This window comes from Pseudomonas sp. NBRC 111132, from assembly GCF_001320565.1.
Taxonomy (GTDB): domain Bacteria; phylum Pseudomonadota; class Gammaproteobacteria; order Pseudomonadales; family Pseudomonadaceae; genus Aquipseudomonas; species Aquipseudomonas putida_P.
In genome coordinates this window covers 172,671-189,873 of sequence record NZ_BCBI01000001.1, presented here as the reverse complement: position 1 = coordinate 189,873, position 17,203 = coordinate 172,671, and the positions used below count along the sequence as shown (strand labels likewise).

The window sequence follows — 17,203 nt, the reverse complement described above, 5'->3', positions numbered from 1 at the left end:
GGCCTGGCAGACGAACGGCCCCTTACCAACCCGCCACACACCCGCCATAACCAACAGATGAACCTGCCCGCCAAATACCACCCGGTGCTCGAGCTGTTCCACCCTGCCGTATGCACCTGGTTTCGTCGCCATTTCGCCACGGTCACCGATGCCCAGGCACAGGCTTGGCCGCTGATTCATGCGGGCCAATCGACGCTGCTGGCTGCACCGACCGGCTCGGGCAAGACGCTAAGTGCCTTCCTGGTCGTGCTGGACGAACTGTTCCGCCAAGGCCTGGAGCACCAGGGCGAACTGCCAGCACAGACCCAAGTCGTCTACGTATCACCGCTCAAAGCCCTGTCCAATGACATTCGCCTGAACCTGCAGGCCCCGCTCGAAGGCATCAGCCAGGCCCTCGCGGAGCAAGGCCTGAACGCGCCACGCATCACCACGGCGGTGCGCACCGGCGACACGCCGCAGAAGGAACGCGCCGCCATGCGCAAGCTGGCCCCGCACATCCTGGTGACCACTCCCGAATCGCTTTACGTGTTGATGGGCTCGGCGTCTGGCCGCGAAGGCCTGGCCAACGTGCACACGGTAATCGTCGACGAAATCCACGCCCTGGCTGGCAACAAACGCGGCGCCCACCTGGCACTTACCCTGGAGCGCCTGCAGGCCTTGTGCCGCCAGCCACTGCGGCGTATCGGCCTGTCCGCCACGCAACGCCCGGTAGAACGGGTGGCGCAGTTTCTGGTCGGTAGCGGGCGCCCCTGCGCCATTGTCGATGTCGGCCATGCGCGCAAGCGCGACCTGGCCATCGAAGTGCCGCCGGTACCGCTGGGTGCGGTGATGGCCACCGATGTCTGGGGCCTGGTCTACGACCGCCTGGCCACCCTTGCCCGTGAACATCGCACCACACTGGTATTCGTCAATACCCGGCGCCTGGCAGAGCGCATCACCCGCCACCTCAGCGACCGGTTGGGCAAAGAAGCGGTTGCCGCGCACCATGGCAGCTTGTCCAAAGAACTGCGCCTGGATGCGGAGCAGCGGCTCAAGCGCGGCCAGCTTCAGGTGCTGGTCGCGACCGCATCGCTGGAGCTGGGCATTGATATCGGCGATGTCGACCTGGTCTGCCAGATCGCCTCGCCGGGCTCGATTGCCGCCTTCCTGCAACGGGTTGGCCGCGCCGGCCACCAGGTCGATGGTGTGCCCAAGGGGCGCTTGTTCCCCACCTCTCGCGATGACTTGATCGAATGCGTTGCCCTGCTCGACAGCGTGCGCCAGGGCGAGCTGGACGAACTGCACATCCCCCGTGCACCGCTGGATGTGCTGGCCCAGCAGATCGTCGCCGAAGCCAGCAACCAGGCCTGGCACGAACAGGCACTGCTGGATTGCCTGCGTCAGGCCACGCCTTATGCCGAGCTTGACCAGGACCACTATCAAGCCCTGCTACGCATGCTCGCCGAAGGCTACAACGGCCGCCTGGGAGTACGCAGCGCCTACCTGCACCGCGATGCGGTCAGCGGTACCTTGCGTGGCCGGCGTGGCAGCCAGCTGACGGCGCTGACCAGCGGCGGCACTATCCCCGACAACGCCGACTACACCGTGTTGCTGGAACCGCAGGCGCTGAACATCGGCAGCGTCAATGAAGACTTTGCCGTGGAGAGCATTGCCGGCGATATCTTTCAGCTGGGCAATGCCTCCTACCGCATTCTGCGCGTCGAACCGGGTCGGGTAAGAGTGGAGGATGCCCATGGCCTGCCACCTACCATTCCGTTCTGGCTGGGCGAAGCGCCGGGGCGCAGTGACGAACTGTCTGCCGCCGTGGCCCGCCTGCAGGCGCGGATCGACCAGCGACTGGCACAGGCCGGCAGCGACATGGCCGAGGTACTGACATGGTTGCAGGCTACCTTCGGACTGGGCGAGGACAGCGCCGGGCAGTTGCTCGACTACCTGGCCCGCACCCGCGAAGTGCTTGGCGCCCTGCCCTCGCAGGACACCCTGGTAATGGAGCGTTTTTTCGATGAGTCCGGCGGGACCCAACTGATCATCCATTCACCATACGGCAGCCGCATCAACCGCGCCTGGGGCCTGGCCCTGCGCAAGCGCTTTTGCCGCACCTTCAACTTCGAGCTGCAGGCAGCCGCCAGCGAAGACGCCATCGTGCTGTCGCTGTCCACCAGCCACAGCTTCGAACTGGACGAAGTGTGGCGCTACCTCAATAGCCGCAGCGCCGAGCCTATCCTCATCCAGGCCCTGCTGGACGCGCCGCTGTTTGGTGTGCGCTGGCGCTGGAACGCGGGTGTCGCCATGGCCCTGCCACGCTTCGTGGGCGGGCGCAAAGTGGCACCACAGATCCAGCGAATGAAGAGTGAAGACCTGATTGCCGCGGTGTTCCCCGACCAGATCGCCTGCCTGGAAAACATCCCCGGCGAGCGGCAGATTCCCGACCACCCGCTGGTCGAGCAAACCCTCGACGACTGCCTGCACGAGGCGATGGACAGCGAAGGCTGGCTAGCCCTGTTACGGCGCATGGAAAGCGGCGAAGTGCGCTTGCTATGCCGCGACCTGCCCACCCCTTCGCCCCTCGCTTCAGCCATTCTCAACGCGCGGCCGTATGCTTTTCTGGACGATGCCCCCCTGGAAGAACGCCGCACCCAGGCGGTGCTCAACCGGCGCTGGAACGATGTACACAGTGGCGATGACCTGGGCGCGCTGGACGCGGATGCCATTGCTGCCGTAGCGGCCGAGGCCTGGCCACAGCCGGGCAATAGCGATGAAATGCACGAAGCGTTGATGAGCCTGGGCGCCATCAGCCAAGCCGAGGTCGCGGCCAACCCCAGCTGGGACCTGCTGCTAAGGCAACTGGCCAAGGCCGGGCGCGCCTTGCGCCTAGCTGATGACAACCTCTGGCTGGCCCGCGAGCGGCTGAACCTGCTGCTGGCACTGTACCCGGCAGCACACCTGGAGCCAGCGCTCGAACTGCTCGCTGGCTTTGATCAGCCCATCGACCCGGACAGTGCACTGAGCGAGCTGCTGCGCGCCCGCCTGAGCGGCCATGGCCCGCAGACCCAGGCACAGATCGCTGCGCCATTGGGCAAATCGGCAATCGATATCGAGCACGCGTTGGCCCGCCTGGAAGCTGAAGGCTACGTGCTGCGCGGGTATTTCACCCCCGGCGCAACTGACCTGCAATGGTGCGAGCGCCATTTGCTGGCGCGCATCCACCGCTACACGGTCAAACGCCTGCGTCGCGAGATCGAACCGGTCAGCCTGCAGGACTTCATGCGTTTTCTGTTCGACTGGCAGCACCTGGCGCCTGACGAGCGCCTGCGTGGCCCGCAGGCGGTGGCCCAAGTGCTGGGCCAGTTGCAGGGGTTCCCCTGCGCCGCCGGCGCCTGGGAGGCGGAGCTGCTGCCAGCGCGCATCGACGGCTACAGCCCGCATTGGCTCGACGATGCCTGCCGCAGCGGGCAGTTTGCCTGGAGCAGGTTGGCGGCAACGGTAGCAAGCAGCACGCTGGCCAGTACGCCATTGGTACTGCTGCCGCGCGACCAACTGAATACCTGGCGCAGTCTGGCGCCCGTGCCTGCAGTCGATACCCTCGGCCTGCGCGCGCAACGTGTACACGAAACACTGAAAAGCCAGGGTGCGCTGTTCTTCGATGAACTGGCGCAGGAGGCACGCCTGCTGCCCAGCGAGCTGGAAACTGCGCTGCAAGAGTTGGTGGGGTCAGGCCTGGTCGGTGCGGACAGTTTCACCGGCCTGCGCAGCCTGATCACGCCTGCGGCCAAGCGCAGGTCACGCAACGGCCGCCGTGGACATCCGCCGCTTTCCAGCAGCATGGCGCATGCCGGGCGTTGGGCACTGCTGCGCCGCAGCGATACACCACCGGATCACGAACAGCGCCTGGAGCACATTGCCCGCACCCTGCTGCACCGCTATGGCGTTATCTGCTGGCGGCTGCTGGAGCGCGAGAGTGATGTATTGCCGCCGTGGCGTGAGCTGCTGCGCTGCTATCACCGGCTGGAGGCGCGGGGCGAGGTCCGTGGCGGGCGCTTCATTGCCGGGCTGGCTGGTGAACAGTTCGCCCTGCCGGAGGCGGTGGGGTTGCTGCGGCAGGTCAGGCGACGTGAACCAGACGCAGCGCTGCAGGTAATCAGTGCCGGCGACCCGCTGAACCTTGTCGGCTCGCTGCTGCCCGGAGCGAAAGTGCCAGCGGTGAGTGGTAACCGCCTGCTGTATCGCGACGGGGTACCGGTGGCGGTTCAGGTAACCGGGCGTTGTTCATTTCTGGTCGACGCACCCGCACAAGAGCAGGACAACTGGCGGCAGATACTGCTGCGCGAAACACGCCCAAAGAGGTAAGTGCCAGACCAGGGACCTTGCGCGAATGATTTTCGCTACCCCGATTTTAATTTGCAGCGCCTGACAACTTGGCTATGGTCGGGGTTTGCCCCCAGGCCCTGAGCCTGACCGCGCCATCGCAAGGACCCTGTATGAGCCTGTCACTTCTCAGTCGCTATGCCTTCTTCGCCGCCTGTGTGTTGTTCACCCTGGCGAGCCTGCCTTTCACCCACCATGAATGGTTGTGGCCGTTCACCCTGACCACCGGCATCCTCAGCTTGATCGGCGTGTTCGACCTGCTGCAGCAGCGCCATGCGGTACGTCGCAACTATCCGATCCTGGGCAACATCCGCTATCTGGTCGAGGCCATTCGCCCGGAAATCCGTCAGTACCTGTTGGAGTCCGACAGCGACGCCCTGCCGTTCTCGCGCGCCCAGCGTTCGCTGGTGTATGCCCGGGCTAAAAACGAAGCCTCGGACAAACCGTTCGGCACGCTGATCGACGTCTATGAGTCCGGTTTCGAGTTCATCGGCCACTCCATGCGCCCGGCGCCGTTGGCCGACCCGGCCAGCTTCCGCGTCATCGTCGGCGGGCCACAGTGCAGCCAGCCGTATTCAGCGTCGATCTTCAATATTTCGGCCATGAGCTTCGGCTCGCTCAGCGCCAATGCCATCCGCGCGCTCAACCAAGGCGCCAAGCTGGGCAATTTCCACCATGACACCGGCGAGGGCAGCATCAGCCCGTACCACCGCGAGCACGGTGGCGACCTGGTGTGGGAGCTGGGCAGCGGCTACTTCGGCTGCCGCACCCCGGACGGGCGCTTCGACCCCGAGCGCTTCGCAGCCCAGGCACGCACCCCACAGGTGCGCATGATCGAAATCAAGATGAGCCAGGGCGCCAAACCCGGCCACGGCGGCATCCTGCCCAAACACAAGGTCACCCAGGAAATTGCCGAAACCCGTGGCGTGCTGATGGGTGAGGACTGCATTTCGCCGTCACGCCACAGCGCGTTCTCCACCCCGATCGAGATGATGCAGTTCATCGCCCAACTGCGTGAACTGTCCGGCGGCAAGCCAGTGGGCTTCAAGTTCTGCCTGGGCCACCCGTGGGAGTTCATGGGCATTGCCAAGGCCATGCTGGAAACCGGCATTCTGCCCGACTTCATCGTCGTCGATGGCAAGGAAGGTGGCACCGGCGCGGCGCCCGTGGAGTTCACCGACCATATCGGCGTGCCGCTGCGTGAAGGCCTGCTGTTCGTGCACAACACCCTGGTCGGCCTGAACCTGCGTGACAAGATCAAACTGGGTGCCAGCGGCAAGATCGTCAGCGCCTTCGACATCGCCAGCGTGCTGGCCATTGGCGCCGACTGGGCCAACTCGGCACGTGGCTTCATGTTCGCCATTGGCTGCATTCAGTCGCAAAGCTGCCACACCAACAAATGCCCGACCGGCGTGGCCACGCAAGACCCGCTGCGCCAGCGCGCCCTGGTGGTGCCGGACAAGGCGCAGCGGGTGCTGAACTTCCACCACAATACCTTGCGTGCCTTGGCTGAAATGCTCGCGGCGGCAGGCCTGGAGCATCCGGCGCAATTGGAAGCCAAGCACCTGGTTCGGCGCATCTCGGCTACCGAAATCAAGCTGTTCTCGCAGATGCATGTGTTCTTGAAACCAGGTGAGTTGCTGACCGGCGAGGTGAATGGGCAGTTCTATTCGCGGATGTGGCAACTGGCGCGGGCGGACAGCTTTGAGCCACACAGCGAAGTGGCGGCCTGATAGGGCCATGGGGCCGCTTTGCGGCCCCAGCTACTTCAAATCAGGAAGCGGTACTCGCTACACCTTGTACTTCTTTGGGTGCCAGACGGAACGCGTAATACAACACCGTCAGCAGCACCAGGAACGCCGGGCCGATGTACAGGGCCACACGGGTATCCTCGAAGTAGGCCATCAAGCCGACCACCAGCACCAGGAAGGCCAGTGCCAGGTACGAGCTCAGCGGCCACAGCCACATGCGGTACTTCAGCGCCTTGCGTTCGGCGGTAGTCAGGCCAGCACGGAACTTCAGCTGTGCCAGCAGGATCATCACCCAGGTCCAGATCGCACCGAAGGTGGCGATCGAAGTCACCCAGACGAAGACCTTTTCCGGCACCAGGTAGTTGGCCAGCACGCCCAGCAGCAACGCGCCGATCGACAGCAGCAGGGCATTACGTGGCACGCCATTCTTCGACGTACGGGCGAAGGCCGCCGGGGCCTGGCCATTCTGCGCCAGGCTGTAGAGCATGCGCCCGGTACTGAAGATACCGCCGTTGCACGACGACAGCGCCGCAGTGATGACCACGAAGTTGATGATGCCGGCAGCGGTCTTGATCCCGAGGCGCTCGAAGGTCATGACGAACGGGCTGCCTTGGCTGCCGATTTCGTTCCATGGGTAGATCGACAGGATCACGAACAACGCACCGACATAGAACAGCAGGATGCGCCAGAACACCGAGCCGATGGCCTGCGGAATGGTCTTTTGCGGGTTGCGTGCTTCACCAGCGGTCAAGCCGATCATTTCCACGCCCAGGTAGGCGAACATCACCATCTGCAACGACATCAGCACGCCAGTCACGCCATTGGGCATGAAGCCGCCATTGCTCCACAGATTGGAGATACCGACGGCCACACCGTCGTTGCCGAAACCGAAGGCGATGACGCCAATGCCGCCGATGACCATGGCAATGATGGTGACGATCTTGATCAGGGCGAACCAGAACTCGAATTCACCGAAGGCCTTCACCGCCACCAGGTTGACCGCGCCCATGCTGCCTAGCGCCGCCAGGGCCCAGATCCAGCGTGGTACGTCGGGGAACCAGATGCCCATGTAGATGGCCACCGCGGTGATTTCGGCAACGCAGGTCACCAACCACAGGAACCAGTAGTTCCAACCGGTGAGGAAGCCCGCCAACGGGCCGAGGTAGTCCTGTGCATAACGGCTGAAGGAGCCGGCGACAGGGTTGTGCACGGCCATTTCACCCAAGGCGCGCATGATCACCAGGATGGCCAGGCCGCCGATGATGTAGGAGAACATGATGGCTGGGCCGGCCATTTCGATAGCCTTGGCCGAACCGAGGAAAAGACCGACACCGATACAGGCGCCCAGCGCCATCAGGCGGATGTGCCGTTCGCCCAGTTCGCGCTTGAGCGGGCCGCCTTCAGTGGCCTGGCCGTGGGCAGAGTGGTTGCCGACTGGCATAGCAATACAACCTCATTTTGTTATTGGATTTGACCTTCGTGCAGCACCGACCATGCCGATAGGCGTGATGTTGGCTTGCCAGGCTGGCCTCGTGGGCCGGCCCGTGTGCCGGAGTAGAGCGCCCGGCAAGGCGAAGGGGGCGAGCAGTATAGGAAGACCCTTGTAGGGATTTTCGCTGTATATACAGGAATAATCAGCAAGTTCTCTCGAGCCTGGGGGCGCTGGCTTGCCTGCGATCAGGCGTCCAGCGGCCGCAAAACCTCCGCGGCACCATAGCAATATCGCCGTATGAAGAAACCCACACCAAAGCCGCATAGCCCTACGCCGCTTTTCTCCACCTCCTACAAATTTTTCACCTCACCCGCTCAACGTCTAAGCTTCAGACAAGCAAGACGAAAACACCTGGCCGGATAGAAGACTATGGGCGCACTGTGGCAATCGGAACCAAGCAGAACGGAAGCACCCGAGATACCTCCGGCCGAGACGCCACAACCCAAGTCCCCCCGTCAGCGTCGGCTATGGTGGCGGCTGATCATCCTTATCCTGCTGGTGGCACTGGTAGCCATCGGTGTGGCCGCGTATGACGAATTCCGTACCTCCGAGCTGCAATCGCGCGAGTTCAGCAAACTGGCCGGTACGCTGACCTACTCGCTGCAGCCCGGCCCCAGCGATGCCATCATCTACCCAGGTGATGGGCCGTTCGACAAACGCCTTGGCTATAGCGCCCTGGGCGAATTCCTGCCGCGCCTGCTCAAGCGCGACTACCTGATCAGCGAACAGGTGAAGTTCTCACCGGCATTGATGAACTACGTCGATCATGGGCTGTTCGCCCCCTATATCGAGAAGATCCAGGCCGGCCTGTCGATCACCGACTGCCGCGGCGACACGCTGTACCAGTACAACTACCCACAGCACCTGTACCCGGATTTTGCAGCGATCCCGCCGGTGATGGTGAACAGCCTGCTGTTCATCGAAAACCGCGACCTGCTGGACACCCAAGACCCACGTAACAACCCGGCCGTGGACTGGCCACGCTTCGCCAAGGCCGCCTACAGCCAGGTGGCCAAGTACCTGGCCCTGCCCGGCCAGTCTGCCGGTGGCAGCACCCTGGCCACACAGCTGGAGAAGTATCGCCACTCACCCGATGGCCTGACGGTGTCGGGCGCGGAAAAGATCCGCCAGATGGTTTCTGCCAGCGTGCGTGCCTACCAGGGCGGCCCTGACACCACCGAGGCACGTCAACGCATCGTGCGCGACTACCTCAACAGCGTGCCGCTGTCGGCGGTGCCTGGGCATGGTGAAGTACATGGCATGGCCGAAGGCCTGCGGGTGTGGTACGGCGCCGACTTCGACCAGGTCAACCAGGCCCTGAACGCCACCTCCACCGACCCCGAAAGCATGGCCGCGCGCGGGTTGGCCCTGCGCCAGGTGCTGTCGCTGATGATTGCCCAGCGCCGTCCCTCGCATTACTTGTCCAAAGGCCGGGTCGAGCTGGCAGAGCTGACCGACGCGCACATTCGCGTGCTCGCCGCCAACAAAATCATCGAGCAACCACTGGCCGATGCCGCACTGGCCAGCAAGGCGGTGTACCGCGACTGGGTAGCGCAACCGACCATCGTGCCGATCGTTACCAACAAGGGCATCAGCCTGGCGCGCAACCGCCTGGCAGCCATGCTCAACCGCCCGCTGTACGACCTCGACCGCCTCGACGTGTCGGCCACCAGTACCTTGCAGGCTGACCTGCAGTTGCAGGTCAGCCAGTACCTGAAAAACCTTGCCGACCCAGCGTTTGCCGCGCAGATGGGCCTGATCGGCGAGCGCCTGCTCACCGCCAAGACCACCGACCAGGTGAGCTACAGCTTCACCTTGTTCGAGCGCACCGCCGATGGCTCCCGGGTGCGGGTGCAGACCGACAGCACCAACCAGCCCTTCGACATCAACGAAGGCAGCAAGTTGGAACTGGGCTCCACCGCCAAGTTGCGGGTACTGACCACCTACCTGGAAATCATCGCCGAGCTGCACGACAAATACGCCGGCAAACCTGCCGCCGAGTTGAAGAAGGTCGACGTGGCCGAACTCGACCGCATCACTCAATGGTCGCTGGAATGGCTGGCGCAGAACAGCAAGAACCAAAGCCTGGATGCCATGCTCGACGCTGCGCTTGAGCGCAAATACTCCGCCAACACCGGTGAAGCCTTCTTCACAGGCGGCGGCATGCACGTGTTCAACAACTTCCGCAAGGAAGACAACAACCGCAACCCGACACTCAAGGATGCGCTGCGCGAATCGATCAACCTGCCGTTCATCCGCCTGATGCGCGACCTGGTGCGTTACGTGACCTACCAGCAGCCGTACAACCGTGTGCCGCTGCTCAAGGACGACGCAGACCCACGCCGCCAAGAATACCTGGCTCGCTTCGCCGACAAGGAAGGCACCAACTACCTGATGCGTTTCTGGAAGAAGTACCAGCGCAAAACCTCGCAGCAGCGCCTGGACACCTTCCTCGACAGCATGCGCGTGACCCCGCAGCGGTTGGCGGCGGTGCACCGCTACCTGTTCCCCGAGGCCGGCCAGGAAACGTTCAACGCCTTCGTGCGCGCCCACCTGAAGGGTGACAAGATCGTGCTGGGCAAGCTGACCGACGGCCGCCTGTCAGAGATGTACGAGGCTTACGGCCCAGGCAAGTATGACTTGCCCGACCAGGGTTACATCGCCAAGGTCCACCCGCTGGACTTGTGGCTGCTCGGCTACCTGCTGAAGAGCCCAAGCTCGACCTTGACCGAAATGATCAACGCCAGCCGTTTCGAACGCCAGGAGGTGTATGGCTGGCTGTTCAAGAGCCGCTACCAGGGCGCCCGTGACAGCCGTATCCGCACCATGGTCGAGATTGAAGCCTTCCTCGATATCCACCAGCGCTGGAAGCGCGTGGGCTATCCATTCGACCACCTGGTGCCCTCGCTGGCCACCGCCATCGGCAGTTCGGGCGACCGCCCCGCCGCGCTCTCCGAACTGGTCGGGATCATCCAGAACGACGGCATTCGCCTGCCAACCCTGCGCATAGACACCCTGCACTTCGCCGCCAACACACCTTACGAGACCAAACTGGTCACCGACCCGGACCGGGGCGTGCGGATTCTGCCGGTTGAAGTGGCGCGTGCGCTCAAAGGCGCCATGTCGCAGGTGGTCGATGCAGGTACCGCGCGGCGTATTTCTGGCAGTTTCAAGCTGCAGGACGGCACGCCACTGGTGATGGGCGGCAAGACCGGTACTGGCGACAACCGCATCGAGAGCTTTGGTGCCGGCGGTCGGCTGATCGGCTCGCGCTCGTTGAACCGTACTGCCACTTTCGTGTTCTTCCTGGGCGACAACCACTTCGGCACATTGACCGCCTTCGTACCTGGGCGCTCGGCGGAGGCCTTCAAATTTACCTCGGCACTGCCGGTGCAGGTGCTCAAGGGCATGGCACCGATACTGATGCCGTACCTGCAGCCGGGCAATCCGAACGAATGCAAGCCACCGCAGGTTGCCATGCACACGCAACCGCCGACAGGGAACATATCGACGAACTAGATGATAATCATCTGCATTCAGGGGCTTGTCTTTAGATATATCTTGAGTAATATCTTACGATATATCGCAAACGACGGAGCCCCATCCTTATGCGCGAACACACCCCCCATGACCCCTTCGAGCGGCGCCCTGGCCGTGGTGAGCGCGGCCCACGCGTTTTCGCCCCCGGTGACCTCAAGCTGCTGATGCTGGACCTGCTGGCCGAACAGCCCGGCCACGGTTACGACCTGATCCGCCAGATCGAAAACCTGTTCGACGGCAGCTACAGCCCAAGCCCCGGGGTGATCTACCCAACGCTGAACTTTCTTGAAGAAGCCGAGCTGATCAGCGGCCAAGTGCAAGGTAGCAAGCGCCTCTACGCCATCACCGATGCCGGCCGCAGCGCCCTGGTCGAACAGGCTGTCGCCTTGGATGGCGTGCGCATGCGCATCGAAGTCAGCAAACGCGCCCTGCGCGGTCACGACCGCCCGCCAGAGATCCATGAAGCGGTCGGCAACCTGCGCCACGCACTGCATATGCACAGCGGTCGCTGGACACCGGAAGAAATCGAACGGGTCCGCGACTTGCTCAACCATACCGCCAAGGCCATCGCCTCCGGGCCGGCCGAACCTGTCAGGGAGACTGCCCATGAGTGACACCATTCACCGCGTCAACCACGAGATCCGCCAGCGTCGCCTGCAAGTATTGCGGGTCACCGAGCTGACCCCACGCATGCGCCGCATCACCCTGGGTGGTGCCGAACTGCAAGGCTTCACCAGCGTGGGCAGCGACGACCATATCAAGTTGTTGTTTGCCGAAACGCCGGAGCAACAACAGGCCATCGACGCCCGTAATCTGGGTCGGGACGGTGGCGCGCGACCAACCATGCGCGAATACACGCCACGGCGCATCGACCTGGTGACCAACGAGCTGGACATCGACTTCGTGCTGCACGGCGACGGCCCTGCCTCTACCTGGGCGGCACAGGCGGCGCCTGGGCATACCCTGAGCATCGCCGGGCCACGGGCGTCACTGGTGGTGCCGGATATTTTCGACAGCTACCTGTTGATCGGTGATGAAACCGCCATCCCGGCGATTGGTCGCCGCCTGGAGGAATTGCCGGCGGGCCGCCAGGTGCTGGCGGTGATCCAGATCGAAGACGAGCAGGAGCGCCAGCCGTTGCCGAGCAAGGCACAGGTCGAAGTCATCTGGGTGCGCCGCCAGCAGGAAGACTTGCTGGCCCTGGTGCGGAACCTGACCTTGCCGCAAGGCCGGTTGTATGGCTGGGTGGCGTTGGAAAAGGCCCTGACCCGCCAGGCCAAGGTGCTGCTGCTGGAGAAAGGGGTGCCGGAAGATGCGCTGAAAGCTGCGGCCTACTGGCGTGCCGACGGGACTGCGGACGACGAGTAATGGTTATCGCCTGCTACGGCCTCTTCGCGGGTTCACCCGCGAAAAGGCCAGCACAGGCTAAGCAAATTTGCGCAACCCACGCCACCGATCCACCCCCAGCAATACCAGCCCGATTCCCCAGAACCCCACCAGCACCCCCAGGGCATTGAGCATCACCTGCCCATACCCAAGGCTCGCCACATCGATGAACGGGTAGGCATACACGCCAATCTCGCTTCCACGCCACAACGCATAGCCGAAATAAACCGTCGGGTACACCGCCCACAGTGCCAGGTGCCCTAGCCGCAGCCTGCCCTTGGGCACCTCGCGCCACCAGTACAAGGCATACAGCACCGGCATCACGTCGTGCAGCAACTCGTCCGCCAGCCATTGCCAGCCCTGCGGTTGCCACAAGTGGCGCAGCAACACACTGTAGGCCAGCGCCACCAGCACGATGCTGGCGGCCACTGCGGAGCTCACCGAGGGTGACAGGAAAAACCGCTTGCCACGGCCTTCGTGGCCGAACGCCGCATAGCTGAGCACCGTTGCCACCAACGTGTTGGTCAGCACGGTGAAGTAGCCGAACACATTGATCAGGCCGCCAATCAGGCTGGCCTGTTCTTGCCAGCGCGCCAACAGTACCAGGTACACCTGCACGGCCAGACCGAACCAGCCCAGCACCGCCATGCCGGCCAGCCAAGGACGACGCAGCATGTCAGGCCTGACGCTGCAGCTTCACATACAGCTGCTCGACCTTTTCCCGCGCCCACGGTGTCTTGCGCAGAAAGGTCAGGCTCGACTTGATGGTCGGGTTGCTCTTGAAGCAGCGCACATCAATGCGCTCGGCCAGGCCCTGCCATTGGTAGTGCGCCACCAGCTCGGTGAGGATCTGTTCGAGGGTCTTGCCGTGCAGCGCGTTATGTTGGGCCGTGCTCATGCTGTGCTCCGTAGGAAAGATGCGCACCTTACACGAGTGTAGTGGTGGGTGGGATCCGTCGAGTCGACAGAAAAAATGCTGGCCAGGGGCAAAACCACTGTGCTGAAATAGTTATGTTATGTTGTAACACTAATAAAGCATCTGCCAAGGAACGCCCCATCCCCATGCTGTACTCACCGCTTCGCCTCTCCCCCCTTGCCGTCGCGCTCTGGCTGGCTGCGCCGCCCAGCCAGGCCGTGGAACTCGAACCCCAGGTCATCACCGCCAACCCGTTGGGCAACCGCCAGCTGGCCGCCCCCAGCACCGTGCTCGAAGGCGAAAACCTGCTGCGACAACAGCACGGTAGCCTCGGTGAAACCCTGAACAAGCAGCCCGGTGTCGCCTCTACCTGGTTCGGCCCTGGCGCCAGCCGCCCGGTGATCCGCGGCCTGGACGGCGACCGCATTCGCATCCTGCGCAATGGCGTCGGTGCCCTGGATGCCTCATCGCTGTCCTATGACCACGCTGTACCGCTGGACCCGGTCACCGTTGACCGCGTCGAGATCGTCCGCGGCCCCGCCGCCTTGCTCTACGGCGGCAACGCCATTGGCGGGGTAGTCAACACGTTCGACAACCGCATCCCGGATTCGCCGATCGAAGGCATCCACGGTGCCGGTGAGCTGCGCTATGGCGGCGCCGATACTACCCGCAGCAGCGCCGGCAAGCTGGAGGCCGGCAACGGTGCCTTCGCCCTGCACCTGGACGCCAACAGCCGCCAGTTCAACGACCTGCGTATTCCCGGCTACGCCCGCAGTGCCAAGGTGCGCGATGCCGATGAGCCGGGTAGCAAGCACCGCCTGGAAAACAGCGACGGCCGCCAGGACGGTGGCGCGGTAGGCGGTGCCTATCACTGGGACCACGGTTACGCCGGCCTGTCGTACAGCCGTTACGACAGCAACTACGGCTCGGTGGCCGAACCCGGTGTGCGCCTGGACATGCAGCAGGACCACTACGCCTTCGCCTCCGAGCTGCGCGACCTTGACGGCCCGTTCAGCTCGGTCAAGGTCGATGCCGGCTACACCGACTACGAACACAGCGAAATCGAAGAAGGCGAAGTCCACACCACCTTCAAGAACAAAGGCTACGAAGCGCGCATCGAAGCCCGCCACCAACCACTCGGGCCGGTGGAGGGTGTGGTGGGTGCTCAGGTCAGCCGCAACGAGTTCTCCGCCCTGGGTGAGGAGGCCTTCGTCCCGCACACCAATACCGACAGCCTGGCGCTGTTCATGCTCGAGCAGTGGCAGGCCACGGAACGCCTGAACCTGAGCCTGGGCGCACGCATGGAGCACACCCGGGTCGACCCGGACGCCAAAGGTAACGAAAACTTCGTCGACGCCGACAGTGCCAGCAGCTTCAACGCGTTCAGCCTGTCTTCGGGGGCGGTGTACCAGCTCGACCCGATCTGGTCGCTGGCCGCCAACCTCGGCTACACCGAGCGCGCGCCGACCTTCTACGAGCTGTACGCCAATGGTGCGCACGTGGCCACCGGCGCCTTTGAAGTCGGCGATGCCAGCTTGAACAAGGAAAAGGCCATTTCCGCTGACCTGGCGCTGCGCTTCGACAATGGCACCCATAAAGGCAGTGTCGGGGTGTTCTATAGCCACTTTCGCAACTACATCGGCCTGATCGGCACCGGCAACACCCGCGAGGGCGGGCATGACCACGACCACGACGAGGATGACCACGACCACGATCATGGCCATGAGGGCTTCCCGGAATACCAGTACCAAGGCGTGCGGGCACGCTTCTACGGCATCGAGGCCCAGGACCGCTGGCAACTGGTCGAGAACCGTTACGGCAGCTTCGCCCTGGAGTTGTCCGGTGACTACACCCGGGCCAAGAACCTCGACAGTGGCGAGCCGCTGCCCCGTATCGCCCCACTGCGCCTGAACAGCGGCCTGGTCTGGGAGCTCGACCGCTGGCAAGCGCGGGTAGATGTGCAACATGCAGCATCGCAACATCGCAAGCCGGCCAACGAAACCAGCACCGAGGGCTATACCACACTGGGGGCCAGCGTTGGCTACCGCTTCGAAGTTGGCCAGAGCCAGTGGCTGGCATTTGTACGCGGTGAAAACCTGACCGACCAGACCGTGCGCTACGCCAGCTCGATCCTGCGCGATATCGCGCCGGCGCCGGGGCGGAGTGTGGAGGTCGGGTTGCGTACCACCTTCTGAAATCATGGGGCTGCGCTGCAGCCCTTTTTTTAAGACTGTTACCCAATGGGCAACAATCAACTGCGACAAATTGTCTTTTTTTCTTACAACTTCCGCTATATCCTCCCCGCCTGAAGCTGAATCGCTTCACCGAAACCATCTTGTCGCCATATCCATTGAAGGCCTGGCCCTTCGATGCGCTTGCCGTTTTTTCAATAATCAAAAGATAGCGCTATCTCATGTTTCAACTGCCCAAAACCTGTTACATCGGCCTTGCCCTTGGCGCCTTGGCGACACCCGCCAGCGCCAGCGAAATGTTCGCCAGCGACTCCCCGTGGATGCTCGGAGACTGGGGCGGCACCCGTAGCCAATTACTGGAACAAGGCTACGACTTTACCCTCGGCTATACCGGCGAGATGGGCAGCAACCTGCACGGCGGTTACGACCACGACCGTACCGCGCGCTACAGCGACCAGTTCACCTTTGGCAGCCACCTGGACCTGGAAAAGATCCTCGGCTGGCACGCCACCGAATTCCAGCTGACCGTCACCGAACGCCACGGCGACAACATCAGCAACGACCGCATCAACGACCCGCGCGTTGGCGGTTTCACCTCGGCCCAGGAAGTCTGGGGCCGCGGTGAAACCTGGCGGCTGACGCAGATGTGGATCAAGCAGAAGTACTTCGATGGCGCGCTGGATGTGAAATTCGGCCGCTTCGGTGAAGGCGAGGACTTCAACAGCTTCCCTTGCGACTTCCAGAACCTGGCCTTCTGCGGCTCGCAGGTGGGCAACTGGGTGGGTGGCATCTGGTACAACTGGCCAGTCAGCCAGTGGGCCCTGCGCGTGCGCTACAACCTCACCCCTGAGCTGTACGCCCAGGTCGGCGTATTCGAGCAAAACCCCTCCAACCTCGAATCGGGCAATGGCTTCAAGCTCAGCGGCAGCGGCACCCAGGGCGCGGTAATGCCGGTCGAACTGGTATGGAGCCCGCGTATCCAAGGCCTGAAAGGGGAATATCGCGCCGGCTACTACTACAGTAATGCCAAGGCACAAGATGTTCTCAAGGACAGCAACGGTCAGCCGGCAGCCCTCAGCGGCGCCGCCTACCGCAGCAGCTCGAGCAAGCACGGCTTGTGGCTCGGCGCCCAGCAGCAGGTGACCTCGCTGGCGTCCGACCAGTCGCGTGGGCTGAGCCTGTTCGCCAACGCCACGGTGCACGACAAGAAGACCAATGCCATCGACAACTATGTACAGACAGGGCTGGTATACAAAGGGCCCTTCGACGCCCGCGCCAAGGACGACATCGGTTTCGCCCTGGCCCGTGTGCACGTCAACCCTGCCTACCGCAAGAACGCCCGCCTGGCCAACCAGGCTGCCGGCCTCGACGACTACGACAACCCCGGCTTCCTGCCCGTGCAGGACACCGAATACAGCGCCGAGCTGTATTACGGCATCCATTTGGCCGACTGGCTCACGGTACGCCCCAACCTGCAGTACATCCGCCACCCGGGCGGGGTGTCGCAGGTCGATGGCGCCCTGATCGGCGGCCTGAAGATCCAAAGCAGTTTCTAACCCTT

Annotated in this window: 10 protein-coding genes; 7 read left to right on the top strand and 3 right to left on the bottom strand. The window is 63.3% G+C overall.

The features are described from left to right. Positions 1 to 57: 57 nt before the first annotated feature. The gene (locus APH35_RS00830) at positions 58 to 4,347 is read left to right on the top strand and encodes a DEAD/DEAH box helicase (RefSeq protein ID WP_060514047.1); all 4,290 of its coding nucleotides are present in this window, start codon (positions 58 to 60) and stop codon (positions 4,345 to 4,347) included. Positions 4,348 to 4,478: 131 nt separating this feature from the next. Next, entirely contained in the window at positions 4,479 to 6,098 is a 1,620-nt protein-coding gene (locus APH35_RS00825; protein ID WP_060493338.1) for an FMN-binding glutamate synthase family protein, read from the top strand. Between the two features lie 40 nt (positions 6,099 to 6,138). Here the strand turns inward: APH35_RS00825 and APH35_RS00820 are convergent, their stop codons facing one another. Beyond that, a complete protein-coding gene (locus APH35_RS00820) occupies positions 6,139 to 7,557 on the bottom strand; it encodes an amino acid permease (protein ID WP_012273908.1) in 1,419 nt (472 codons plus the stop codon). A gap of 420 nt (positions 7,558 to 7,977) precedes the next feature. Between APH35_RS00820 and APH35_RS00815 the strand changes: the two genes are divergently transcribed. The 3 genes from APH35_RS00815 (at position 7,978) to APH35_RS00805 (ending at position 12,516) form a co-directional block, all read left to right on the top strand. Further along, entirely contained in the window at positions 7,978 to 11,127 is a 3,150-nt protein-coding gene (locus APH35_RS00815) for a transglycosylase domain-containing protein (RefSeq protein WP_012273909.1), read from the top strand. A gap of 89 nt (positions 11,128 to 11,216) precedes the next feature. Next, positions 11,217 to 11,762, top strand: coding sequence for a PadR family transcriptional regulator (locus tag APH35_RS00810; RefSeq protein ID WP_012273910.1), 546 nt, complete (start codon positions 11,217 to 11,219; stop codon positions 11,760 to 11,762). Continuing rightward, on the top strand, positions 11,755 to 12,516 hold the full coding sequence (locus APH35_RS00805) for a siderophore-interacting protein (protein WP_060514046.1): 762 nt from the start codon (positions 11,755 to 11,757) through the stop codon (positions 12,514 to 12,516). Before APH35_RS00810 ends, APH35_RS00805 begins: the two co-directional genes overlap by 8 nt. 57 nt (positions 12,517 to 12,573) lie before the next feature. Here APH35_RS00805 and APH35_RS00800 read toward each other — a convergent pair whose 3' ends face one another. Continuing rightward, positions 12,574 to 13,209: a Pr6Pr family membrane protein gene (locus APH35_RS00800; protein WP_060493340.1), complete on the bottom strand. Its 636-nt coding sequence runs from the start codon at positions 13,207 to 13,209 to the stop codon at positions 12,574 to 12,576. A gap of 1 nt (position 13,210) precedes the next feature. Then, positions 13,211 to 13,432 carry a VF530 family DNA-binding protein gene (locus APH35_RS00795; protein WP_003252112.1) on the bottom strand — a complete coding sequence of 74 codons (222 nt, stop codon included), beginning with the start codon at positions 13,430 to 13,432 and terminating at the stop codon, positions 13,211 to 13,213. Positions 13,433 to 13,596: 164 nt separating this feature from the next. On the opposite strand from APH35_RS00795, the gene APH35_RS00790 reads away from it, so the two are divergent. Both APH35_RS00790 and APH35_RS00785 read left to right on the top strand, forming a co-directional pair. Further along, positions 13,597 to 15,645, top strand: coding sequence for a TonB-dependent receptor (locus tag APH35_RS00790; protein ID WP_060514045.1), 2,049 nt, complete (start codon positions 13,597 to 13,599; stop codon positions 15,643 to 15,645). A 218-nt stretch (positions 15,646 to 15,863) separates the two neighbouring features. Next, positions 15,864 to 17,198 carry a carbohydrate porin gene (locus APH35_RS00785; RefSeq protein ID WP_012273914.1) on the top strand — a complete coding sequence of 445 codons (1,335 nt, stop codon included), beginning with the start codon at positions 15,864 to 15,866 and terminating at the stop codon, positions 17,196 to 17,198. The last annotated feature ends 5 nt before the right edge of the window (positions 17,199 to 17,203 follow it).

Coding starts and splice junctions, on each gene's coding strand:
- APH35_RS00790 (WP_060514045.1), top strand. CDS start 13,597: ATGCTGTACTCACCGCTTCGCCTCTCCCCCCTTGCCGTCGCGCTCTGG.
- APH35_RS00820 (WP_012273908.1), bottom strand. CDS start 7,557: ATGCCAGTCGGCAACCACTCTGCCCACGGCCAGGCCACTGAAGGCGGC.
- APH35_RS00785 (WP_012273914.1), top strand. CDS start 15,864: ATGTTTCAACTGCCCAAAACCTGTTACATCGGCCTTGCCCTTGGCGCC.
- APH35_RS00810 (WP_012273910.1), top strand. CDS start 11,217: ATGCGCGAACACACCCCCCATGACCCCTTCGAGCGGCGCCCTGGCCGT.
- APH35_RS00825 (WP_060493338.1), top strand. CDS start 4,479: ATGAGCCTGTCACTTCTCAGTCGCTATGCCTTCTTCGCCGCCTGTGTG.
- APH35_RS00815 (WP_012273909.1), top strand. CDS start 7,978: ATGGGCGCACTGTGGCAATCGGAACCAAGCAGAACGGAAGCACCCGAG.
- APH35_RS00800 (WP_060493340.1), bottom strand. CDS start 13,209: ATGCTGCGTCGTCCTTGGCTGGCCGGCATGGCGGTGCTGGGCTGGTTC.
- APH35_RS00795 (WP_003252112.1), bottom strand. CDS start 13,432: ATGAGCACGGCCCAACATAACGCGCTGCACGGCAAGACCCTCGAACAG.
- APH35_RS00830 (WP_060514047.1), top strand. CDS start 58: ATGAACCTGCCCGCCAAATACCACCCGGTGCTCGAGCTGTTCCACCCT.
- APH35_RS00805 (WP_060514046.1), top strand. CDS start 11,755: ATGAGTGACACCATTCACCGCGTCAACCACGAGATCCGCCAGCGTCGC.